We start from the raw sequence: 21,799 nt of genomic DNA, 5'->3' as shown, positions 1-21,799 counted from the left end.
CTCATCCTTGCCGAAAGGAACCCGACCATGACGCTGCTGATCCTTGCCTACCTGGGCGGTGCCCTGACCATCCTGAGCCCGTGCATCCTGCCGGTGCTGCCATTCGTACTGAGCGGCAGCGGCCAGCCATTCCTGCGCGGACGGCTGCCGATGCTGGCCGGCATGGCGCTGACCTTTGCAGCGGTAGCCACGCTGGCATCGGTGGGTGGCGCCTGGGCGGTGCGCGCCAACGAATATGGCCGCTATGCCGCGCTGGCCTTGCTGGCGATGTTCGGCGTGTCGCTGCTCGTACCCAGGCTGGCCGACGCGCTCACCCGGCCCGTGGTGGCGCTGGGCAACCGGCTGGCCGGCGATGGCACGGCCGGCGCGGCATCGCCGTGGGCGTCGTTGCTGCTGGGCGTGGCAACGGGCATGTTGTGGGCCCCCTGCGCGGGCCCGATCCTGGGCATCGTGCTGACCACGGCCGCGCTGCAGGGCGCCAGCGTGCAAAGCTCGCTGCTGCTGGTGGCCTATGCGGCAGGCGCTGCCACGTCGCTGGCCGCCGCGCTGGGCGTGGGCGGCCGCCTGTTCGCGGCGATGAAGCGGTCGATGGGGGCTGGCGAATGGCTGCGCCGCGGCCTGGGGGTTGGCGTGCTGGGCGGCGTGGCCGCCATTGCCATCGGGGCCGATACCGGCTTCCTGGCGCGGCTGTCCGTCAGCGGCCCGGCCCGGCTGGAACAGGCGCTGGTCGACCGGCTGCACAACGCATCGGCGCCGGCGCCGCAGGCTGGGAACGAGGTGCCGGCCACGGCCGCCACCGCTTCCGGTGAAGCCGGCCCCGGGGCCAATGCCGGCATGCTGCTGGCGGCCAACGGTACGGGATTCGAGGGCTACGGCGTCGGCAACCGCCTGCCGGTGGAAGGCCAGTTGCCGTCGCTCGACGGCGCGGTCCAGTGGTTCAACACGCCCAACGGCGCACCCATCACGCGCCAGCAGCTGCAGGGCAAGGTCACGCTGGTCTATTTCTGGACGTACTCATGCATCAATTGCATCCGCACGCTGCCCTACCTGCGCGCCTGGGCCGACAAGTATCCGGGCCTGCAGGTGATCGGCGTGCACACGCCCGAGTTCGCGTTCGAAAAGAAGCCTGACAACGTGCGCCGCGCCATCGGCGACTTCAAGATCGGCTTCCCGGTGGCGGTGGACAGCGACTACAACATCTGGCGCGCCTTCAACAACAACTACTGGCCGGCGGCCTACTTCGTCGATGCGCGCGGCAATATCCGCCATCACCAGTTTGGCGAAGGCGACTATGCGAATTCCGAGCGCGTGATCCAGACGCTGCTGGCCGAAGCCGGCCAGCCGTCGGCGTCGCGCGACGTGGTGGTGCCCGACGCCAGGGGCGCGCAGGCCGCCCCCGACCTGCGCAATGTCCGCTCGGGCGAGACCTATGTGGGCTACAACCAGGCGTCGAACTTCGCCTCGGCGGGCGGCATCCGCCCCGACGCGCCGCGCAATTACGCCCTGGATGGCAAGCTGCACCTGAACCAGTGGGGGCTGGCGGGCCAATGGACGGTGGGACCGGAGTTCGCCACTGCAGAGCGCGCCGACGGCAGCATCCGCTACCGCTTCCAGGCCCGCGACCTGCACCTGGTGCTGGGGCCCGCCGCCGATGGCCGCGCGGTGCGCTTCGTGGTGACGATCGACGGCAAGGCGCCGGGCGAGAGCCATGGCGCCGACATCGACGCCAACGGCAACGGCGCAATCACGGCCACGCGGCTTTACCAGCTGGTGCGCCAGGCAGGCGAAGTGGGCGAACACACGTTCGAGATCCGCTTTCTCGACCCGGGCGCCCAGGCTTACGCGTTCACGTTCGGCTGATCGGTATCGAAGGCCGGCGCGGCCAGCTTGCGGGCGTGGTCGCGCAGGTCGGCGGGCCACGCCTCCGACAGCGCCAGGAAGCGCTCGCGGTCGCCGCCATACAGCGCGCGCGACGCCTCCTCGTACCCGGGCTGGTTGCCGAGCATCGTCGACATGAAGCGATCTGCCGCCGCCTTGGCACGGCTGGCGGCCAAACCCGCGCCCTCCACGCCCTGCCCCTTGCGCGCGGCATCGACGAGCTTGCGCAACGTTACCGACGCCCCGCCGGACTGCTCGCCCAGCCATTCCCAGTGGCGCGGCAGCAGCGTGACTTCGCGCGCCACGACACCCAGCTTTGGACGCCCGGCGCCCTTCCTGGCCGGGCCCTCATCAGCAGTTGGCGGTGCCAGCCGCGCGACGATGTCGGCATCGCTGCCGCGCAGGTCGAAATCCACCTGCCGGCCGGTGACATCGCCAAACGCCAGGATCGATTGATCGGGATTGGCACGCAGCGCGGCCGCCACGGCCAGCGCCACTTCCACCGGCGTACCGGACGCCAGCCGCCGTTCGCCCGCAAAGGCGGTACACGATTCGTTGTCTTCCATGTGGGTCTCCCGACTCCGGTTTTGATGGGAGATGATATTACCCGGGTAATATCGCTTCAGTCAATTACACCCGGGTAATATTTTTCGCAGGCGCGCCAAGTTCGCGGCCTGCCGGCCCGCTACGGGCGCTTGCCGGTGTTCCCGGCAAGCTTTGACCCGAAGCGCCGCGCATGGCAGCATCGCGGGGCAGATTTTCCAGACGACTTCTTACGGGACTTTCAATGACCGGAATCCGGCCACTACTGATCGCGGCCATCGTTACGCCGCTGCTGGCGGCCTGCGCCAGTGGCAGCAGCATGGAGTACCTCGAATCCCAGGATGGCAACACGCTCCATTCGGACGCCAGCGTGGGCGAACTGGTGCTGTGCCTGAAGCAGAAGCTCGGGGATGACGCCACGGTGGAGGCTTACCCCGAACCGGGCAAGGTGGATGTGCGCGTGGGCTATGGCCATCGCGCCGATGCGGGTTACTCGTACCTGATCAACCTGCGCGCCGCGCGGCAGGGTACGGACGTACAGATCCGCAGCGCGGGCGACTGGCGGCCCATGCTGAGCAAGGGCCGTGTCACCGGCTACGTCAAGGACTGCAAGCCGGCCACCGCGGCGCGGTAAGCGCAGTCAGCACGCGACACACCGGGCACGCTTCAGCCAGCCCGTCCCATCGTCCGCGCCTGTGCCAGCACGGCGCGGGCGCGCTCCACGAACGGGCGGTCCACCATCTTGCCGTCGACCAGATAGGCGCCCACGCCTTTGGCATCGGCTTCATCGGCAGCTGCCACGATCCGCTGCGCAGCGGCGATCTCCGCTTCGGTCGGCTGGAACACCTCGTTGGCGAGCGCGATCTGGCTCGGGTGGATGCAGCTCTTGCCCAGATACCCCAGCCGGCGCGCCAGCTCGGCTTCGGCCCGGTAGCCATCGGCATCCTTGACGTCCGCAAAGGCTGCGTCATAGGCGAACACCCCGGCCTCGGCGGCGGCCATGCGCATCTGGTACATGGTCTGCGCCACGGCCAGCGTTTCGCGCCGGTGGATGCCGGCCGGCTCGAACAGGTCGGCGTAGCCCAGCTGCAGGCCCGCCACGCGCGCATCGGCGGCGGCCAGTTCATGCGCGCGGCGCAGCCCGCGCGGCGACTCGATATTGAGCAGCAGCCTGACCGGCGTGGTCACGCCGTTGGCGGCTTCGGCCAGTGCCACGGCCCTGGCGGCCAGGTGCACCTGCTCCACCTCTTCCACCTTCGGCACATTGACCAGATGCAGCCCATTGCGCACCACGGCCACGATGTCGGGCGCGAAGTGGGCGGTGTCCGGCGCGTTCACGCGCACGATGATCGTCTTGCCCGATGCCGCGGTACGGCCGGAGGCCAGCAGGTCCTGCAGCGCGGCGCGGGCTTCAGCCTTGCGCGGCTCGGCCACGGCATCTTCGAGATCGAACGACAGGGCATCGGCCGCGCTGGCCAGCGCCTTGTCGAACAGTTCCGGGCGCGATCCCGGTACAAACAGCTTGCTGCGCATGATCGCCCTCACCCTTATTCCGCGCGGATATTGCGCTGCTTGACCAGCGCACCCCAGCGGGCCGCCTCGCCCTGCACGAACTTGCCGAACTGCTGCGGCGAATTGCCCACCGGCTCCAGGCCCATCTGGCGCAGCTTTTCCTGCACGTGCGGGTCCGCCACGGCGTCCTGCACTTCCTTCGCCAGCCGTGCCACCACATCGGGCGGCGTGCCCTTGGGCACCCACACGCCGTTCCACTCCAGCACCTCGAAGTCGGGCAGGCCGCTCTCGGCCAGCGTCGGCGTGTCGGGCAGGCCCGGATTGCGCTTGAGCGACGTCACCGCCAGCGCCTTGAGCTTGCCGCTCCGGGCGTAGTTGAGCGTGGAGGCCACGTTGCCGAAATAGGCCGACACCTGGTTGCCCATGACATCGGTCAGCGCCGGCGCACCGCCCTTGTAGGGCACGTGCAGCAGGTCGATGCCGGCCTTGGCGTTGAGCAGTTCGCCCGCCAGATGCGACCCGCTGCCCGAACCGGCCGACGCGAACGTCAGCTTGCCCGGGTTGGCCTTGGCATAGGCGATGAACTCCTTGACCGTCTTGTACGGCGCATTGGGCGGCACCACCAGGATGTTGGCGGCGGTAGCCACCAGCGAAATCGGCACCAGCTCCTTGAGCGGGTCGAATGACATCTTGCGCAGGCTCGGATTCACCGCGAACGCCGAGGCGTCGTACAGCACCGTATAGCCATCGGGCGTGGCCTTTGCCACCGCTTCCTCGCCAATCACGCCTGCGGCGCCGGGGCGGTTGTCGATCACCACCTGCTGGCCCATCGACGCGCTCATGCGCTGCGCGATCACGCGCGCCGTGTTGTCGGCACCGCCACCGGCGGAATACGGCACGATCATGCGCAGCGGGCGGTCGGGAAAGGCTGCGGCGGCCAGCAGCGGCGCGCAGGCGGCCACTGCGACCAGCAGCTTGCGGCAGGTCGGATGCATGGGGAGTCTCCTCGTTTCTTTACGTTTCGCTGGTCGTCAGACCGTGGCGATGGGATTGGCCGGCGATCCCACCGCGCGCGGCAGGTGCATCGGCGGCGCCGTCAGCAGGAACGACGCGCGTCCAGCCTGGTGCAGCCAGGCCGCAAGCGGCGTCAGGTGCCACATCTCGCCCAGCGGAATGCCAAGCTTGACCAGGCAGAGTTCGTGCAGCGGCAGCAGCGGGCCGGTCGTGCCTGCCGGCAGTGCGTGGCGGCGCTCTTCCACTGCGTGGTTGTCCGCGGCGATGGCGGCGATGCCGGCTTCGTCGATCCAGCGCAGCAGCCGGGCGTCGGTGCCGTCGAGCACCGCGCAGGCGTTGCGCAGCCCCGAATGATCATCGGCGGCAGACAGCTGCAGCGCCATGTCGGCCAGGCCGGTATGCACGCAGAGGATGTCGCCGCGCTGCACGTCCACGCCATCGGCCTCGATCACGCGCATCAGGTCGTCATAGCCGACCGCGCGCCGCGCCGGGCCGAAGTGCCGGTGCAGGTCCACCAGCGTGCCGCGCCCCTGGATGCCGCGCGCCGCCATCGGCGCAATCGACAGGGCCTGGGCGCCGATAAACGTGCCATCGGCGGCGCTGCCGGTACCGACCGAAAAACCGTTGTAGCCGACCGTTTCGGCCTGACCATCGCCATCGGCATCGAACAGGCAGTTCACATGGCCCAGGGCGTCCCACTGCGTGGAGTACTGCGGCGACAGCGTGACGTGGTCGTCGCTGATCACATCGGTGGCGCCCGGCACATCGCCAGCCATGGGCCGATTGAATACGCGCTGGCCGTCCTTTTCCGATGGATGCAGCACGGGCGGACGGCGGCGCGGGTTCAGCACGCCGGCACGCGGCACATCGAGCGGCAGGCTCAGCGAGAACGTCAGGCCCTCGCGCACCTCGCGCACGGCGGCCAGTACCTGGACCGGGCCGATCAGGTTGAGCCGGCCAAGCTGGTCGTCGGGACCGAAATCGCCCCAGTTGGATCCTTGCGGGCGGTGCGTCCAGCGCGGGTTCGCAGCCATCATTGGTCCTTGCCGGCGTCAATCACCACGCCGGCGGCCTGCAGCGCGGCGATGCGTGCGTCGTCGAGCCCGGCCGCGCGCAGCGCCTCGACCGAATGCTCGCCCAGTGCCGGTGCCGCGCGCCGGAACGTGCCCGGCGTGCCGCCCAGTCGCGGCGAGATGTTGTGCACGGGAATCTGGCCCATCTCGGCATCGGGAATTTCCACCACGATGTCGCGTGCGTGGAAATGCGGGTCGTGCTCGATATCGGAGATGTCGTAGATCGGCCCGATCGTCACGCCGGCCTTGTCGAAGAACGCGACGCAGTCGGGCTGGGTCATCGTGCCAAGGAATTCGCCGATGATGCCGTCCAGCAGCGCGGCGTGCTTCACGCGCTCGGCATTGGTGGCGAAGCGCGGATCGGTAATCAGCTCGGGCCGGCCGATGGCGCGGAACAGCCGCTCGGTCATGGCCTGCGTGGATGCCGACAGGCACACCCATTTGCCATCGGCCGTCTGATAGGCATTGCGCGGCGCGCTGTTGGTGGACCGGCTGCCCGTGCGCGGCTTGACCTTGCCGGTCAGCCGGTAGTTGGCGGCCTGCGCGCCCAGGATGGCGAAGATCGGATCAAGCAGCGGCAGGTCGATGACCTGGCCCACGCCGCCGCGCACTTCCACATTGCGCACGGCGCTGAGCACGCCGATGGCGCCGTAGAGGCCGGCGGTCATGTCGCCCAGGTAGATCGGCGGCAGCACCGGCTCGCGGTCGGCAAAGCCGTTCATCGACGCAAACCCCGACATGCCCTCGACCAGCGTGCCGAAGCCGGGTCGATGCGAGTAGGGGCCGTCCTGGCCCCAGCCGGAAACGCGCACGATCACAAGCCTGGGGTTGCGCGCCATCAGCACCTCGGGGCCCAGGCCCATGGTTTCGAGCGTGCCGGGCTTGAAGCTCTCGACGAACACATCGGCATGCGCCACGAGGTCGAGGATCACGTCGATGGCGCCTTCGCCCCGGAAGTTCAGGCACAGGCTGCGCTTGTTGCGGCAGTACGCCTTCCAGGCGGTGGACACGTCCCTGACCTTCCAGTCGCGCAGCGTGTCGCCGCTGGCCGGCTCCACCTTGAGCACATCGGCGCCCAGGTCGGCCAGCGCCATCGTCAGCGTGTTGCCCGCCACCAGGCGGGAAAGGTCGAGGATGCGGATGCCGTCGAGCGGTCCGGTGGCGTCGGGCGCCAGGGCTTGCTGCCTGAACATGGAAAGACTCTGTGAATTATTCGGCGGTGATGTTGCGGGCCTTGGCCACCTGCTTCCAGCGCGCACTGTCGCGGCGGATATGCTCGGCGAACTGGGCCGCGGTCATCGCGGACGGCTCGGCGCCTTCGCGCGCGAAGGTCTCGCGCATTTCGGGCGTGGCAATGATGTCGCGGATCTCGGCGTTGAGCTTGTCCACCAGCGGCTGCGGCGTGCCGGCCGGCGCGAACACGCCCCACCAGAGTTCGGCGGAATAGTTGGGCACGGTCTCGGCCACCGACGGCCACTGCGGCGCAAAGCGCGAGCGCGACGGCGACGTCACGCCCAGCGCGCGCAGCTTGCCCCCCTTCACCTGCGAGGCCACGGACGGAAAGCTGGCAATCACGAACTGCACCTGCCCGGCGATCAGGTCGGTCAGCGCGTTCGAGATGCCCTTGTACGGCACGTGCGTGAATTCGATACCGGCATCACCGGCCAGCAGTTCGCTGGACATCTGGTTGATCGATCCGATACCGGACGAGCCATAGTTGATGCCGCCCTTGTCCTTTTTCGCGGCGGCGATCAGGTCGGCCACGGTCTTGTAGGGCGACTTATCGGACACGGCCAGCACCATCGGACCGCTGGCCAGCATGGCCACCGGCGCGAAGCTCTTGTTCACGTCGTAGCTGGTCTTGGGCTGGACGGCGGCGTTTCCGGTGAACGTGGACGACGTGATCATCAGCGTGGCGCCATCGGGCGCCGAGCGCGCCACGAATTCGGCGCCGATGGCACCGCCGGCGCCCGGCTTGTTGTCGACGATGGCCGTGACGCCAAGCTTCTTCGACAGCTTCTCGCTGACCAGCCGTGCGAACACGTCGTTGCTGCCGCTGGGCGGGAACGGCACCACCACGCGGATGGTCTTCGGGATCACGGGTTCCGCCGCCTGGGCGGCCGGCATGGAGGCGACGCCCGCAAAGGCGGCGATGAAAATTGCGAGGGTACGCAGGCGATGGCGATGCGGCGTCACGACGTTGTCTCCGGTTTATTGTGCAGTGCGGCACCTGTTTTTCGGCACCATCCGACCACATCCTAGCCACGCCGCCGGTTGAGATAAAGTGACGTTTTTAAATCTATCGGTGAGAAAAACTCATGAAGGTCGAGTGCTTCCAGACGCTGGCCGCCGTCCTGCGCTGCGGCAGCTTTGCCGGGGCGGCAGCCGAGATGAGCCTGTCACCCAGCGCGGTCAGCCTGCAGATGAAGCAGCTGGAGGCGTACTTCGGCCAGCCGCTGTTCGACCGGTCGGCATTGCAGGTGCGCCCCACCCCGTTTGCGCTGGAGGTGAGCGCCACGCTCGACGGCGCCATCCACGCGATGGAGTCGCTGCGCCGCCGCTCGGCGCCCAAGGTGGAAGGCAAGGTCACGCTGGGCATCATCGAGCCGATGCAGGTGACGCTGCTGCCGCCGTTCATGGCGCTGGTGCGGGAGCGCTATCCCAACCTGGACGTGCGGCTGGAACGCGGCCGCTCCACCGCGCTGGTGGACGCACTGCGCTCGGGCGCCATCGACGCCGCCGTGGTAGCGCAGCCGGAAGCGGGCGCCTCGGCCCGCGTGCGCTGGGCCCCGCTGTTCCGCGAGCCCTGCGTGCTGGTGGCCCCGCGCGATTCGGCCGGTCGCACGGTCAAGGCGCTGCTCAAGGCGTACGAATGGATCCGCTTCGATACGTCGACCATTGCCGGCTCGGTGGCCGCCGACTTCGTACGCCGCACGGCGCCCGACGTACGCTCGCGCATCGAACTGCTGTCGATTCCGGCCATCGTCGCCATGGCCTCGCGCGGGCTGGGCGTGTCCGTGCTGCCCCAGCCCGACCCCTACCTGCTTGAGGCGTTTCCGGTGCGCGTGATGACGCTGGGCGACACGCCGCCTTCGCGGCAGATATCGTTCGTGTCACGCGTGGCGCCGGCCGAAGACCGCGTCATCGCCGCGCTGCTCGACACCCTGCGCAGCGCCGCGGCCGGAAAGGTCTGAGCGGCCGGCGCGCCGGGTCACGGCCCGGTCAGTTAAACGGTTTCGACGGGTGATCTGAGTCCTTTCGCACAGCGCGCCGCCGCGCGGTGGCTTGCGGCATACTGGCCCGCGAGTGGCCCCGGGCCACGCTTCCTTGGGAAAGGTGAGCCAGTGAAAAAGACGCAGATCGTCAAAGTTGCCAATGCCATCGCGATTGCAGCCCTTGCCGGTGCCGGCATGGCCCATGCACAGGACAAGCCCGCTGCGGAAGGCACCCCGGTGCCGGTCACGCCCGACAACTTCGTGCGCGCCGAATCGGACATGTACATGACCGGCCTTGCCAAGCAGGGCGGCGTGGGCAAGCTGCTGCACCGCCGCGAGCCGGCGTCGATCGAGCACCAGACCGTGATCCGCCTGAACCGCGACACGATCTATTCGTCCGGCGTGTTCGACCTGGACGCCGGCCCGGTGACGATCACCATGCCCAACCCGGGCAAGCGGTTCATGTCGATGCAGGTCATCAGCGAGGACCACTACGTGCCGGCGGTGTACTACGGTGCCGGCAAGCACGTACTGACCCGCGAGAACGTGGGCACGCGCTACGCGGTGGTGGGGGTGCGGACGCTGGTGGACCCGGCAAGCCCCGAGGACATCAAGCAGGTGCACACGCTGCAGGACGCCATCCAGGTCAGCCAGAAGGCGCCGGGCGCGCTGCAACTGCCGGACTGGGACCCCGCCAGCCAGAAGAAGGTGCGCGACGCGCTGCTGGTGCTGCAGTCCACACTGCCCGACTACAAGGGGGCCTTCGGCAAGAAGGGCGAGGTCGATCCTGTCCGGCACCTGCTCGGCACTGCCGCGGGCTGGGGCGGCAACCCCGAAAAGGACGCGACGTACCTGAACGTGACGCCGCCGAAGAACGACGGCAAGACCGTCTACCGGCTCAATGTGAAGGACGTACCCGTGGATGGTTTCTGGTCGGTGAGCGTCTACAACGCCAAGGGCTATTTCGAGAAAAACCCCGCCGGCGCCTATACGCTCAACAATCTCACGGCGAAGAAGGATGCGGATGGCGGCATCACGATCCAGTTTGGCGGCTGCGAGGCCAATACCGCCAACTGCCTGCCGATCGTCGACGGCTGGAACTACACGGTGCGGATGTACCGTCCGCGTCAGCCGGTGCTCAGCGGCAAGTACCAGTTCCCGGCACCGCAGCCGGTGAACTGAGTCGCGCGCCGCGTCTACGCGGAAACGAAGAAGGCGAGGCCACGGCCTCGCCTTTTTTCATGCCCCGGCTGCTGGTCCGGCGCCGTGCCTAGTGCGCCTTGCCCTTGTCATCGGGGTGCGATGACAGCAGGTCCAGCATCTCGTCGGCATGTTCTTCCTCGACGGCCAGGATGCTCTCCATCAGCCGGCGGGACGTCGGGTCCTTCTCGCCGATGAACTGCACGATCTCGCGGTAGGTATCGATGGCGATACGCTCGGCCACAAGGTTCTCCTTGATCATGTCGGTCAGCGACGTCCCCTCCACGTATTCGGCATGGCTGCGCGAGGCCAGGCTGTCGGGGGACAGGTCCGGCTCGCCGCCAAGCTGCACGATCCGCTCGGCGATCTGGTCGGCATGGCCCTGTTCCTCGTTGGAGTGGGCCAGGAATTCATCGGCCACGCTCTTCGAGTTGGGCCCCTTGGCCATGAAGTAGTGGCGGCGATAGCGCAGCGTGCAGACAATCTCGGTAGCCAGCGCCTCGTTGAGCAGCTTGATCACGGTGTCGCGCTCGGCATCGTACCCAGCGGTCACCGCGCCGTCGTCGATGTGTTGGCGGGCACGCTCGCGAATGGTCTTGATGTCCGTCAGGAACGGTTGCTTGTTAGACATGGGGACTCCTTCGTCATCGTTCGAATGGTCCCGCGCCCCGCTGCATGCGGGGGCGGCCTTTATCGCTGCAGGCAAAAACGGTGCCATTGGCGCAGCCCCGGCAAAACCGTCGCCGTGGCCCCATGTCCATGTGCTTTTTACAAAAGCGGGGCGTCGAAGCTTGCAATAGGCATGGCCGTCCGGCGCGCCGCCCATCACACAAAGGGCCTATCCGCGCTACCGCAAGGCCTGACTTGCCGCTGCCCGGAGTTCCGCGTAGTGTGACGATTTGCGTACATCTGCCGCAAATTGCAGATGCCAAACCTCGATCCACGATGGAATCGCGCCTGCCCCGCGCACGCATTGCCTCAGCCGCGCTGTCCCCGCGGTTGTCCACACTGTTGTCCCGCCTGTCGGCCACGGCCACCGCCGCGGCAGTGGCCGCCGTCATGGCCACCGCGCTGCCGCTGACGGCCAGCGAGGCCCATGCCGCCCCGCCTGCCCAGCAGAAGACCCAGGTACCCGGCTACTACCGCATGATGGTGGGCCAGCTCGAAGTCACCGCGCTCTACGACGGCTATATCGATCTGGACCCCAGGATGCTGAAGTACACCAGCGCGCGTGAGGTTCAGAGCCTGCTGGCGCGCATGTTCGTGGCCTCGACGCCGGGCATGCAGACAGCCGTCAACGCCTACCTGGTCAACACCGGCACGCACCTGGTGCTGGTCGATACGGGCGCGGCCGCGTGCTTTGGCCCGACGCTGGGCGGCATCCTGCAGAACCTGCGTGCATCGGGCTACACCCCGGAACAGGTGGATACGGTGCTGCTGACCCACCTGCACGGCGACCACGCCTGCGGCCTGACCGCCGACGGCAAGCCCGTGTTCCCCAACGCCACGGTGTACGCCGACAAGGCCGATGCCGACTACTGGCTCAGCGAATCGGCGGCCGCCAGCGCCCCCGAAGGCGCCCGGCCGCTGTTCGGCATGGCGCGCAATGCGGTGGCGCCGTACCAGGCTGCCAACCAGTTCCGCACCTTCAACGCCACGGCCGGCGAAGAGCCGATCCCGGGCGTACGCGCGGTACCCACGCGCGGCCACACGCCGGGCCATACCGGCTACCTGTTCGCGGCGGGCAACGAGAACCTGCTGCTGTGGGGCGATATCGTCCACAGCCACGCCACGCAGTTCCGCCGCCCGAACATCGCCATCGAATTCGACGTGGACAGCCACCAGGCCGTGCTGACGCGCCAGCGCGTGCTGGCCGATGCCGCCAAGGGCAAGCTGTGGGTAGGTGGCGCGCACCTGCCGTTCCCCGGGCTGGGGCACGTGCGGCGCGACCAGGTGGGCTACACCTGGGTGCCGGTGGAATTCGGCCCGATCCGCAGCGATCGCTGACGGCGACTGGCCGCGACTGGCGGCGGCCACCCCGCTGACGCCAGCGCGCCGGCGTGCGAACATGGCATCTTTGCCCCGATGTCCGCACGCCGATGATTACCCGTCCGCCGCTTCACTGGTTCAAGATGCTGTTTGTGCTGCGGGGGTCGGTCCTGCCCAGGATTGCCCCGCAGCTCGTCACGATCACGCTGTTCGCGGCGGTCATCACGCTTTTTCACGGACGGATCGGCGAATGGAAGGTGTCGCTGAATTTCGTGCCGTTCTCGCTGATCGGCCTGACCCTGGCCATCTTCCTCGGCTTTCGCAACAGCACCAGCTACGCGCGCTTCTGGGAAGGCCGCACGCTGTGGGGCAGTGTGCTCAACGAATCGCGCTCGCTGACGCGCCAGGCGCTGACGCTGGTGGCCGACCAGCACGACGCACGCCGGCTGGCCTACCGGCTCTGCGCATTCGTGCACGCCTTGCGCCACCAGTTGCGCGGCACCGACGCATGGCCCGACGTGGCGCCCTTTCTCGATGAGGCCGATGCCGCGCGGCTGAAGGCGGCAAGGTTCAAGCCGGCCATCGTGCTGCTGATGGCCGGCGAATGGGTTGGCGAGCGGCTCAGGTCAGGCCAGCTGGCGCCAGCGCTGGCCCAGCCGATGGAGATGTCGCTGAACCAGCTCAGCACCGCGCTGGGCGGCTGCGAACGGCTGGCCAGCACGCCGATCCCGTTCACGTACTCGGTCATCATCCACCGCTGCATCTACCTGTATTGCGTGCTGCTGCCGTTCGGCCTGCTCGACTCGATCGGGCTGATGACGCCGGTCATCGTCTGCTTTATCGCCTATACGTTCTTCGCGCTCGAAGCGCTGAGCGCCGAGATCGAGGAGCCGTTCGGCGAGGAACCCAACGACCTGGCCCTGACGGCCATGTCCTACATGATCGAGTCGACCGTGCTGGAGATGATTGGCGAGGCGCCCAGGAGCGCCGCGCCGTCACCGCACGAGTTTATCCAGGTCTGACGCGCGGCGGCGTCATCCTGCCCGGCGCCCCCAGGCCAGTTCGACGAACATCGGGAAGTGCCTTGCGAGAGGGAACGGCCGATGATACCGCCGATCTCGACCTGCTCCCTCTCCCCTCGCCCATTGATGGGCGAGGAGAAAAAACCCGGCCCTTACCTTGGCCGCTTTACCGCCCGCACCTTGCCGCTGTCGCCGCCACCGCAGTAAAAGCGGTCGGCGCCGTCCGACTCCAGGCCCGACACGCCCACGCCAGGCGGCATCTCCAGCGCTTCGAGCACCTTGCCCGATTGCGGATCGATATGGCGCAGTTCGCTCTGGTCATTTTCCCAGGTGCCGTGCCAGAGCTGCCCGTCCACCCAGGTCACGCCTGTGACAAAGCGGCTCGACTCGATGGTGCGGCGAATCGCGCCAGTATCGGGATCGATCTCGTGGATCTTGCGGTCGCGATACTGGCCCACCCAGAGCGACCCTTCGGCCCATGCCAGGCCCGAATCATTGCCGTTGCCCGGCGCCGGGATCGTGGCAACCACCGCACCGGTCTGCGGATCGATCTTCTGGATGCGGCGCTCGGCGATCTGGAACAGGTAGCGTCCATCGAACGCCGTACCGGCATGGGCGGGCACGCCGATCGCGTTTGCGGTCTTGCCACTGGCGGGGTCCAGCGCCAGCAGCTTGTCGCCCACGGCGAACCAGACCTGCTTGCCATCGTAGGTCAGGCCGTGGACATGATCGACACCCGGGAAGGGACCGTACTCCTGGACAATCTCTGCGGCGATACGCTTCATGATGATTTCCTTTCGACGTGCTGGCGAGCCGAACGTGCTCGCGTGGTGGATCTGGAAACCATGCTACGCGCCAGGCAGCGGCGCCGGGAGTAACAAGGCCGTCGCGAATCCGGCAGCCGGTGGCGTCATCCAGCGGCGCGCCCGCCCGGCGCCCACCGGCTGGACCTTGCCCGCTGCGGCCAGCGCATCGAGCGCCCGCTGCACCGTGCGCTGGCTGGTGCCCAGTGCCAGCGCCAATGCCGAACTGGACCAAGACTCCCCATCGGCCAGGCAAGCCAGCACCGCCGCGTGCGCCTGCTCCACGGGATGCGTCATGACCACCACCTCGCCTGCGGCAGCAGGCACCAGCGCAAAACCCTGCGCCGTGGCCCGGATGCCCGCAAGCTTGCCCAGCGCCTTGCGCAGCCGCCCGATTTCCACGCGCAGGCGCGCCCGGTGTGTGTCATCGGGATGTCGCATGCGGAACGCCGTGGCGATCAGCGCGTCGCGCGGGACATCGCCGGGCCAGGCCTGCGCCAGCGCACGGGCCAGCGCAAACAGCACCGGCCGCCGGGCCAGCGGCACGATGACGGCGCGCTGCCGCACGGCCATGCGGCACGCGTCGACGATCAGGGCATCGGATGCAAACCAGGCTTCCACCGCATCCAGCCGCAGCGGCTGCTCCGTGCCCTGCGCCAGCAGCCGCGCCACCGGTGCGCGCAGCATGTCCAGTGCATTGTCGACTTCCGCGATCAGCGCAGGAATACCGGCCTGCCGCGCCGCGATGCCGGCACGCGTCAATGCGTCGCGGGCGGGCGAGAACGACACGCGGCGAATGGCAATGCCGGCCGACACCAGTTCGTGCGCGGCGCGCAACGCGGGAGGCAAAGGTGCGGGATCGATGGTGGCGATGGCGCGCTCGGCATCGTCGAGCTGGCCGGTGATCAGGTGATGCCGTGCAATCAGGTGGCGCGCGTGCGCCGCGTTGATGACGTCGCCATGCGTGTCGAGCACGTGCCAGGCGGTGTCCAGCGCCCTGGCGGGCCAGCCAAGGTCGCGCGACACCAGCGCGATCTCTGCCTCGGCCACGGTACAGCGGGCACGCGCGATGCTTTCCCGGGGGCCAAAGGCCCGGGCGGCGCCGCGCAGCAGCGCGCGGGCGCGCCTGAAATCGCCAAGCTGGGACATCGCAATGCCGCGCAGGGCCAGCGCGGGGGCGTCATCGCGCAGGGCGATGCGGTTCAGCGCGCCGAGCGGGTCGCCGGCCGCCAGCGCGCGCGCTGCCGCCGTGATCAGTGAATCCATGGGAATCCCGCCACACCTGTTACTCCCCATGCCGGGAGCCGGCGCCTAATCTAGCACATGACCCTTGCCAATCACGGAGGTATCTCGATGACATCTCATCGCACCGGCACCCGCGCGGAATGGCTGGCCGCGCGCCTGGACCTGCTCAAGGCCGAAAAGGAGCTGACCCGCCGCAACGACGCCGTGGCGCAGCAGCGCCAGGCGCTGCCCTGGGTGCGTCTGGACAAGACCTACCGCTTCGACACCGAACACGGCAACGTGACCCTGCACGATCTGTTCCGGGGCCGCTCGCAGCTGCTGGTCTACCACTTCATGTTCGGCCCCGACTACAAGGCGGGCTGCCCCTCGTGCTCGTCCATCGCCGATGGCTTCAACGGCTTCGCCATCCACCTGGCCCACCACGACGTCATGCTCTGGGCCGTGTCGCGCGCCCCCATCGACAAGCTGCTGGCCTACCGCAAGCGCATGGGCTGGCGCTTCCCGTGGGCGTCGTCGAGCGACAGCGCGTTCAACTTCGATTTCGACGTGTCGATCACCGAGCAACAGCAGCGCGACGGCGATTTCGCGTACAACTTCGTGCGGGCCTCGCGCGACGACAACGCCCCGCCGCCGTCCGAGTCCACCGTACGCACCGCCGCCACCTGCGGCACCGATGTGCCCACCTTCACCCGCGACCGCCCCGGCATGAGCGCCTTCGTGCGCGAGGACGGCGTGGTCTATCACACCTACTCGGCCTATGCGCGCGGCCTGGACGCGCTGTGGGGCATGTACCAGTGGCTGGACCGCGCACCGCTGGGGCGCAATGAAACCGTGAACTGGTGGCGGCGGCATGACGAATACGAGGACGAGGCGATGGCGCCGTGAGGGCGATGCGGCGATACGGCAATACGGCGAGAAGGCGGCGGGGCGATGCGGCAATGCAGCAGGTGAAGCGGTGTTATCGTTGCGCCTGATTCCCGCCATGGCCGCCGTCCGGGCCCCTCGTCCATGTCAGAACGCACGTTGCAGGCACCAGCCACCCCGCTATGGCTGCGCCTGGCTCCCGCCCTGTTCCTGCTGCTTTGGTCCTGCGGTTTTGTCTTCCTGAAGCTTGGCCTGCAATACGCCGATCCGCTGACGTTCCTGGCACTGCGCTATGCCTGCGTGGTGGCGCTGCTGATCGGGCCCTGCCTGTGGCTGCGTCCGCCGATGCCGCGCGGACTGGCGCCCTGGCTGCATCTGGCGATGATCGGCCTGCTGATCCAGGCTGGCTACTTCGCATTTACCTACCTGAGCCTCAAGCTGGGCATGTCGGCCGGCGCGGTGGCGCTGGTCACATCGCAACAGCCGATCCTGATCGGGCTGCTGGCACCGGCCATTGCCGGCGAGCGTGTCGACCGCGTGCGGTGGGCCGGATTGGCGCTGGGCGTGGCCGGTGCCGTGATGGTCATCACGGCCAGGTCTTCCGTGCAGATGACCTCGCCGCTCGGGCTGGCCTTCGCGGTGCTGGCGCTGCTGGCAATGACCAGCGGCACGCTGTGGGAAAAGCGCTTCGGCGCGCCGGTGCATCCGGTACTGGCCAACACGGTGCAGTACGGCGTGGCGCTGCTGGTCACGGCACCGCTGGCCTGGTGGCTGGAGCCGATGCACGTGCAGTGGACGCCGGGCCTGTTCGGGTCACTGGCGTACCTGGTCATCGGCAACTCGCTGGTGGCAATCTCGCTGCTGCTGGCGATGATCCGGCATGGCGAGGCATCGCGCGTCTCGGCGCTGTTCTTCCTGGTGCCGCCAGCCACGGCGGTCATCGCCTTCATGGTGCTGGGCGAATCGCTGCCGGCCATGGCATGGCCCGGCATGGCCATTGCGGCAGCAGGCCTGTACCTGGTGATGCGCCGCCGTCAGGCCACGTAGCCAGGCCAGGCCGCCGCGCGCCATCCGTGCCAGATCGACCAGCCGGTCGCGCAATTTTCCTTCGTTTGACAAAAGCCCACTGGCCTCTTAATATCAGACCAATGGTCCGTTACGTATGCAGTAGCGGTTGGTGACGTCAGTTGCCCAGGTACAGGGAGGCTGGTGTCAGTGAATGTCCACGATCGGGAACCATCAGATGACCCAACACAAAACCTGGCTGATCACAGGAAGCTCACGCGGCCTTGGCCGCAAAATTGCGGAGGCCGTTCTGCAGGCGGGCGAGAATCTGGTTGCAACGGCGCGAAACATCCGCCAACTGGACGATCTGGTTTCGGCGTACGGGTCGAACATCAAGGTCCTCTCGCTCGATGTCACCGACCCGAGCGCCGCTCAGCGGGCGGTGTCCGAGACTGTCGAAGCCTTCGGCCGGCTCGATGTGCTGGTGAACAACGCCGGATATGCTGACGTTGCAGCCATCGAAGACATGCCTGACGCGGTATTCCGAGCGCAGATCGACGCGAATTTTTATGGCGTCGTGAATCTCACGCGTGCGGCACTGCCAGTCATGCGCGCCCAGCGGGCGGGACACATCATCCAGGTATCGTCTGTCGGCGGGCGCGTCGGTGGCGCAGGCCTTGGGGCGTATCAGGCTGCGAAATGGGCCGTCGGCGGATTCTCTGAAGTTCTCGCCAAAGAGGTGGCACCCTTCGGCATTAAGATAACGGTCGCAGAACCGGGAGGGATGCGCACCGATTGGGCGGGTTCTTCCATGGCAGTACCCGGGATCAGCGACGCCTACAAACCTGTCATCGAACCCGTCGTCGAACGCTTGCGTTCGGCAGATGGCCGCCAGCCTGGAGATCCGGCGCGCATTGCGCAGATCCTGCTCGAAATCTCTGCAATGGATGAACCGCCATTGCGCCTGCTCTTGGGCAGCGATGCCGTCGCGGTCGCCAGGATGATGTCCGAGAGACTGGCCGCATCCGACGAAAAATGGAGGCGTGTCAGCGAGTCAGTCTCCTTCCCGGTATAGTTCCGGACCGAAAGACGGGAAGCAGCCTTCAGGTGTCGCTGGCCGATACTGCGACGCCTGAAGACAATGAGAACTCGATGACGAACAAGAATGACCCAGGATTCCAACGAGCACGTACTGACCAGCAAAAGGAAGTACGAAAAGCAATCATCCTCGATGCTGCCCGGGAACTTCTCGAAACACTGTCGGTTCGCGAGATCAGCCTCCGGGAGCTAAGCCGCAAGGTAGATCTGTCCAAAGCCAATGTGGTGCGCTATTTCGAGACGCGCGAGGCGGTGTTTTTCACCCTGCTTAACCAGGCGCTTGATGACTGGCTCACTGATCTACGGGCGGAGCTAAGTGCCGACCTTCCTGGCGATGGCATTGATGCCACATCGTTTGCGAGGGCGCTAGCGAGTTCGATTGCACGCCGGCCACACATCTGCAAACTCTGGAGCGCGCTCGGCGGCGAACTGGAAAGTAATCTGTCGCCCGAAGCCGTGCGCGCCTTCAAGCTCGAACACGCCCAGCACCAAGCTCGACTGGCACGCATCTGCCGTGAATTCATGCCGACACTCACCAACGACAACGCCCGGGATTTCACCTCTATGTTCGTTGTCATGATCGCCGGGCTTTGGCCCTTTGCAAGTCCATCGGCCTCCGTCCAGCAAGCGCTACGCGATCCAGCACTCGCTGCGGCACGGGTGGACTTCGTGGCACGGCTTTCTCACTTCCTCACTATCTCAGTGACAGGTTTTGTTGCATCAGGCGCTCGGCCAGACGCCAGCTGACAGCGAATGCCTTCTCCTCCATGCGAGCGCATGGGAGTAATGCTTCGCCCACCGGTTCACGCGTCCCGCAGGAAGTTGCTGGGCGCCTCGCCCAGCATGCGCTTGAACATCGTCGAAAAGGCGCTTGGACTGGCAAAGCCCAGTTCGCCGGCGATGCGATGGATCGGCGTGCCGGATTCCAGCATCGCCAACGACCGGGCCAGCCGGACCTGCTGTATCCACTGCCGGTAAGTCATGCCGGTTTCCTTGACGAACAGCCGGATCAGCGTCCGCGTGCTGGCCCCCACGATGTCCGACCACTGCTCGATCGTGCGTGACATCGACGGCGACGCCAGGATCTGTTCGCAGATGGAAACGACACGCCGGTCGCGGGGCCATGGAATCTCGATTGGCAGCGTCCGTGTCTGGCCGAGCTTGTCGAGGATCAGCGTGACGATGCTTCGGTTCGGCGGGTTGTCCGGATAGAGCATCGGCTGCTCGACCAGTGCCAGTATGAGTTCGCGCAGCAGCGCATCGACTTCCACCACCTTCACCCGCGTCCCGAACTGCGTGGCCTTGTTCTGGGCGATGTAGATGGTGCGGATCTGCGTATCCGTCAGCATCGCCTGGTCGTGCACGATGCCGGCCGGAATCCACAGGCCGCGCTGGGGCGGAATAAACCATATGCCGTTTTCGCTGGCCACGCGCATCAGCCCCTTACTCGCATAAAGCAACTGGCCTCGCGGATGGCTGTGCGGCACGTTGTAGCTCCCCGCCTTCTTGTCGGCGCGAAACGCCGTAATCACCCGCGGCAGGTCCTGATAGTCGTGGTGGTCGTCGCTCCGGGCCTGAACTTCCGGGTTGTCACTTTGGCGACGAATTCTGGCATTCATGCGATCACTCTCGGGGCGGCGTCGCGACTACCATCGAGCAACGGAATCATGTGGCAATGGCTCAATATCGGGAGACGCCAATGTTGGCTGGAATCAGGTACGAATCGAGATCGCTCAGGCTGCTGGCTGGCGTCGGGCTGTTCGTGATGGCGCTGGCGTTGCGGCCAGGCATCGTGTCGATGGGCCCGCTGGTACATGCCATTCAGACGGAGTTTGGCATGAAACACGCGGAAGCGGCGCTGCTGACGGCCATTCCGGACCTGTGCATGGGATGCCTGGCGATCTTCATTCCAGCCCTCGGGCGTCGCTTCGGCGGCGACCGGGTCGTCATGTTCTCGCTCGCGCTGCTGGGCGCCGCACTGGTCTTGCGGGCGTGGGCCGGATCGCCCGCCAGCCTGCTGTTCTCGACGCTGCTGGTCGGTATCGGGATCGCCATCTCCGGGCCGCTGATTGGCGGCTGGATCAAGAGCCATTTCTCGGGCGATGCGGCGTTCTTCATGGGTATCTATGCCGCCGGCCTTGGCATCGGTGCAACGCTGGCCGCGGTGGGCAGCGAGTCGATCTCGCTGGCCGGCGGCGGATGGCGGCTTGGCGCGGGCATCTGGGCGATCGTTTGTGTCCTGGCGATGGCCAGTTGGCAGCGGCTCACGCTGGCTTTCCCTTCGAAGCCGCAAGCCGCCCGGACGGAAGTCTCGGTGGGTCGCTCGCCACTGCGTTCCGGACGTGCGTGGCTGATCGCCGCGTACTTCGGTATCGGCCAGTTCATCTGCTATGCCTGTTTTGCCTGGGTCGGGGAAAGCAGCCGGGAATTGCAGATCAATGCGTGGAGCCCGGGCACGAACCTTGGGCTGTTCGCGGCGATGATTGCCGTCAGCAGCTTCCTGTCGGGATTTGTGACCGGCAAATCGTTGGACCGCCGTGGCTGGCTTGCGCTGTCGGCAGCCCTGACGATTGCGGGCGCCGCAGTGCTCTGGATGGCGCCGGGGCGGCTCGGGGCGCTGCCCGTGCTTGCCATCGCCCTGGGCCAGGGCACCTGCTTCGCGCTGGCCATGACGCTGCCGCTCGATAACACCACCACGCATCACGATGCCAGCCAGTGGACCGCGTTCATGCTGTTCATCGGCTACCTCGTCGCGGCGCTGGGGCCATTCGCGTTCGGCTTCCTGCGCGACCTGACCGGGGCGTTCCAGGCTTCGTATGGCATGCTCGTGATCGCGTCCGCCGCGCTCCTGGTCCTGACACCGTTGCTCAAGCCGCGGTCCCGAGCGGAAGATTCGCATCCCTGATTGCCGGGTCGAATCGGCCGGCTGCATCACCGCCGGCCGCCCCTTGCGTCACTTCATCTCGACTGCCTGACCGGCACGCCGGCGCACACCACCACGCAAAAGCGGGCCACACGGGCCCGCTCCTGCCGATTCCACTTGTGTTGAGGGCGCCGGGCTTAGCGCGAAGAACTGCCCGACGTTGCGCCGCTACCACTGGTACTGCCGCTGGTGCTGCCGCCATAGCCGCTGCCACCATAATGGCCGCCGCGTGAGCCGCCCGAATCCGTCGGGGTCACGCTACCGGAGCCCGCCACCGAGCCGGAGCCCGTACCACTGCCGGCTGCCGTGCAGCCGCCGAGCATCGCCATCACCAGGGCCAGTGCTGCTGCCGTCGCTGTTGTCTTCCGCATGGTTTCCTCCATCGAACCGTTAGTCACCCCCCCAGCCCGGGCGG

Annotated in this window: 22 protein-coding genes; 11 read left to right on the top strand and 11 right to left on the bottom strand. The window is 67.2% G+C overall.

Going from position 1 to position 21,799, the window contains the following annotated elements:
- The first annotated feature begins 27 nt into the window (after positions 1 to 27).
- Complete coding sequence (locus A9J21_RS25825; protein ID WP_066740683.1) at positions 28 to 1,860, top strand: cytochrome c biogenesis protein DipZ; 1,833 nt, start codon at positions 28 to 30, stop codon at positions 1,858 to 1,860.
- Here A9J21_RS25825 and A9J21_RS25820 read toward each other — a convergent pair.
- Entirely contained in the window at positions 1,839 to 2,444 is a 606-nt protein-coding gene (locus A9J21_RS25820; RefSeq protein ID WP_066740682.1) for a DUF2239 family protein, read from the bottom strand. The genes A9J21_RS25825 and A9J21_RS25820 overlap by 22 nt on opposite strands.
- A gap of 221 nt (positions 2,445 to 2,665) precedes the next feature.
- Here A9J21_RS25820 and A9J21_RS25815 point away from each other — a divergent pair, with 221 nt between their 5' ends.
- On the top strand, positions 2,666 to 3,055 hold the full coding sequence (locus tag A9J21_RS25815) for a hypothetical protein (RefSeq protein ID WP_066740680.1): 390 nt from the start codon (positions 2,666 to 2,668) through the stop codon (positions 3,053 to 3,055).
- 32 nt (positions 3,056 to 3,087) lie between these two features.
- Here the strand turns inward: A9J21_RS25815 and A9J21_RS25810 are convergent, their stop codons facing one another.
- The 5 genes from A9J21_RS25810 to A9J21_RS25790 are packed head-to-tail and all read right to left on the bottom strand — an operon-like array spanning position 3,088 to position 8,216.
- Complete coding sequence (locus A9J21_RS25810; protein WP_066740672.1) at positions 3,088 to 3,954, bottom strand: CoA ester lyase; 867 nt, start codon at positions 3,952 to 3,954, stop codon at positions 3,088 to 3,090.
- Between the two features lie 14 nt (positions 3,955 to 3,968).
- On the bottom strand, positions 3,969 to 4,928 hold the full coding sequence (locus tag A9J21_RS25805) for a tripartite tricarboxylate transporter substrate binding protein (RefSeq protein ID WP_066740669.1): 960 nt from the start codon (positions 4,926 to 4,928) through the stop codon (positions 3,969 to 3,971).
- A gap of 36 nt (positions 4,929 to 4,964) precedes the next feature.
- Positions 4,965 to 5,981 (bottom strand): cyclase family protein, encoded by a 1,017-nt coding sequence (locus A9J21_RS25800; protein WP_066740773.1) that lies wholly within the window; start codon positions 5,979 to 5,981, stop codon positions 4,965 to 4,967.
- Positions 5,981 to 7,213 (bottom strand): CaiB/BaiF CoA-transferase family protein, encoded by a 1,233-nt coding sequence (locus tag A9J21_RS25795; protein WP_066740667.1) that lies wholly within the window; start codon positions 7,211 to 7,213, stop codon positions 5,981 to 5,983. The genes A9J21_RS25800 and A9J21_RS25795 overlap by 1 nt, the downstream gene beginning before the upstream one ends.
- 16 nt (positions 7,214 to 7,229) lie before the next feature.
- Positions 7,230 to 8,216 carry a tripartite tricarboxylate transporter substrate binding protein gene (locus tag A9J21_RS25790; protein ID WP_066740665.1) on the bottom strand — a complete coding sequence of 329 codons (987 nt, stop codon included), beginning with the start codon at positions 8,214 to 8,216 and terminating at the stop codon, positions 7,230 to 7,232.
- 122 nt (positions 8,217 to 8,338) lie between these two features.
- On the opposite strand from A9J21_RS25790, the gene A9J21_RS25785 reads away from it, so the two are divergent.
- Both A9J21_RS25785 and A9J21_RS25780 read left to right on the top strand, forming a co-directional pair.
- On the top strand, positions 8,339 to 9,214 hold the full coding sequence (locus A9J21_RS25785) for a LysR family transcriptional regulator (RefSeq protein ID WP_066740661.1): 876 nt from the start codon (positions 8,339 to 8,341) through the stop codon (positions 9,212 to 9,214).
- A gap of 150 nt (positions 9,215 to 9,364) precedes the next feature.
- Positions 9,365 to 10,417 carry a DUF1254 domain-containing protein gene (locus tag A9J21_RS25780; RefSeq protein WP_066740659.1) on the top strand — a complete coding sequence of 351 codons (1,053 nt, stop codon included), beginning with the start codon at positions 9,365 to 9,367 and terminating at the stop codon, positions 10,415 to 10,417.
- 88 nt (positions 10,418 to 10,505) lie between these two features.
- Here the strand turns inward: A9J21_RS25780 and A9J21_RS25775 are convergent, their stop codons facing one another.
- Entirely contained in the window at positions 10,506 to 11,066 is a 561-nt protein-coding gene (locus A9J21_RS25775) for a bacterioferritin (protein WP_066740656.1), read from the bottom strand.
- A 428-nt stretch (positions 11,067 to 11,494) separates the two neighbouring features.
- Between A9J21_RS25775 and A9J21_RS25770 the strand changes: the two genes are divergently transcribed.
- Both A9J21_RS25770 and A9J21_RS25765 read left to right on the top strand, forming a co-directional pair.
- A complete protein-coding gene (locus A9J21_RS25770) occupies positions 11,495 to 12,442 on the top strand; it encodes an MBL fold metallo-hydrolase (RefSeq protein ID WP_156546186.1) in 948 nt (315 codons plus the stop codon).
- A gap of 92 nt (positions 12,443 to 12,534) precedes the next feature.
- The gene (locus A9J21_RS25765) at positions 12,535 to 13,446 is read left to right on the top strand and encodes a bestrophin family protein (RefSeq protein ID WP_066740653.1); all 912 of its coding nucleotides are present in this window, start codon (positions 12,535 to 12,537) and stop codon (positions 13,444 to 13,446) included.
- Between the two features lie 152 nt (positions 13,447 to 13,598).
- Here the strand turns inward: A9J21_RS25765 and A9J21_RS25760 are convergent, their stop codons facing one another.
- Entirely contained in the window at positions 13,599 to 14,231 is a 633-nt protein-coding gene (locus A9J21_RS25760) for a DUF5074 domain-containing protein (protein WP_066740652.1), read from the bottom strand.
- A gap of 63 nt (positions 14,232 to 14,294) precedes the next feature.
- On the bottom strand, positions 14,295 to 15,515 hold the full coding sequence (locus A9J21_RS25755; RefSeq protein WP_066740650.1) for a DNA-binding protein: 1,221 nt from the start codon (positions 15,513 to 15,515) through the stop codon (positions 14,295 to 14,297).
- 87 nt (positions 15,516 to 15,602) lie between these two features.
- Between A9J21_RS25755 and A9J21_RS25750 the strand changes: the two genes are divergently transcribed.
- From A9J21_RS25750 to A9J21_RS25735, 4 genes are all read left to right on the top strand, one after another.
- The gene (locus tag A9J21_RS25750; protein WP_066740647.1) at positions 15,603 to 16,379 is read left to right on the top strand and encodes a DUF899 domain-containing protein; all 777 of its coding nucleotides are present in this window, start codon (positions 15,603 to 15,605) and stop codon (positions 16,377 to 16,379) included.
- A 123-nt stretch (positions 16,380 to 16,502) separates the two neighbouring features.
- The gene (locus A9J21_RS25745; protein WP_066740645.1) at positions 16,503 to 17,405 is read left to right on the top strand and encodes a DMT family transporter; all 903 of its coding nucleotides are present in this window, start codon (positions 16,503 to 16,505) and stop codon (positions 17,403 to 17,405) included.
- 196 nt (positions 17,406 to 17,601) lie between these two features.
- Positions 17,602 to 18,438: an oxidoreductase gene (locus A9J21_RS25740; RefSeq protein ID WP_066740771.1), complete on the top strand. Its 837-nt coding sequence runs from the start codon at positions 17,602 to 17,604 to the stop codon at positions 18,436 to 18,438.
- 32 nt (positions 18,439 to 18,470) lie between these two features.
- A complete protein-coding gene (locus A9J21_RS25735) occupies positions 18,471 to 19,208 on the top strand; it encodes a TetR/AcrR family transcriptional regulator (protein ID WP_197497569.1) in 738 nt (245 codons plus the stop codon).
- Positions 19,209 to 19,264: 56 nt separating this feature from the next.
- Here the strand turns inward: A9J21_RS25735 and A9J21_RS25730 are convergent, their stop codons facing one another.
- Positions 19,265 to 20,080 (bottom strand): helix-turn-helix domain-containing protein, encoded by an 816-nt coding sequence (locus tag A9J21_RS25730; RefSeq protein WP_066740643.1) that lies wholly within the window; start codon positions 20,078 to 20,080, stop codon positions 19,265 to 19,267.
- An 80-nt stretch (positions 20,081 to 20,160) separates the two neighbouring features.
- Here A9J21_RS25730 and A9J21_RS25725 point away from each other — a divergent pair, with 80 nt between their 5' ends.
- Complete coding sequence (locus tag A9J21_RS25725) at positions 20,161 to 21,366, top strand: CynX/NimT family MFS transporter (protein WP_066740640.1); 1,206 nt, start codon at positions 20,161 to 20,163, stop codon at positions 21,364 to 21,366.
- Positions 21,367 to 21,521: 155 nt separating this feature from the next.
- Here A9J21_RS25725 and A9J21_RS25720 read toward each other — a convergent pair whose 3' ends face one another.
- Positions 21,522 to 21,755, bottom strand: coding sequence for a hypothetical protein (locus A9J21_RS25720; protein WP_156546178.1), 234 nt, complete (start codon positions 21,753 to 21,755; stop codon positions 21,522 to 21,524).
- Between the last annotated feature and the right edge of the window lie 44 nt (positions 21,756 to 21,799).

Origin of the sequence: Cupriavidus sp. D384 (genome assembly GCF_001652915.1) — a bacterium.
GTDB lineage: Bacteria > Pseudomonadota > Gammaproteobacteria > Burkholderiales > Burkholderiaceae > Cupriavidus.
Note: the sequence above shows the minus strand (reverse complement) of the source record. Positions and strands in the feature narration are given on the sequence as shown.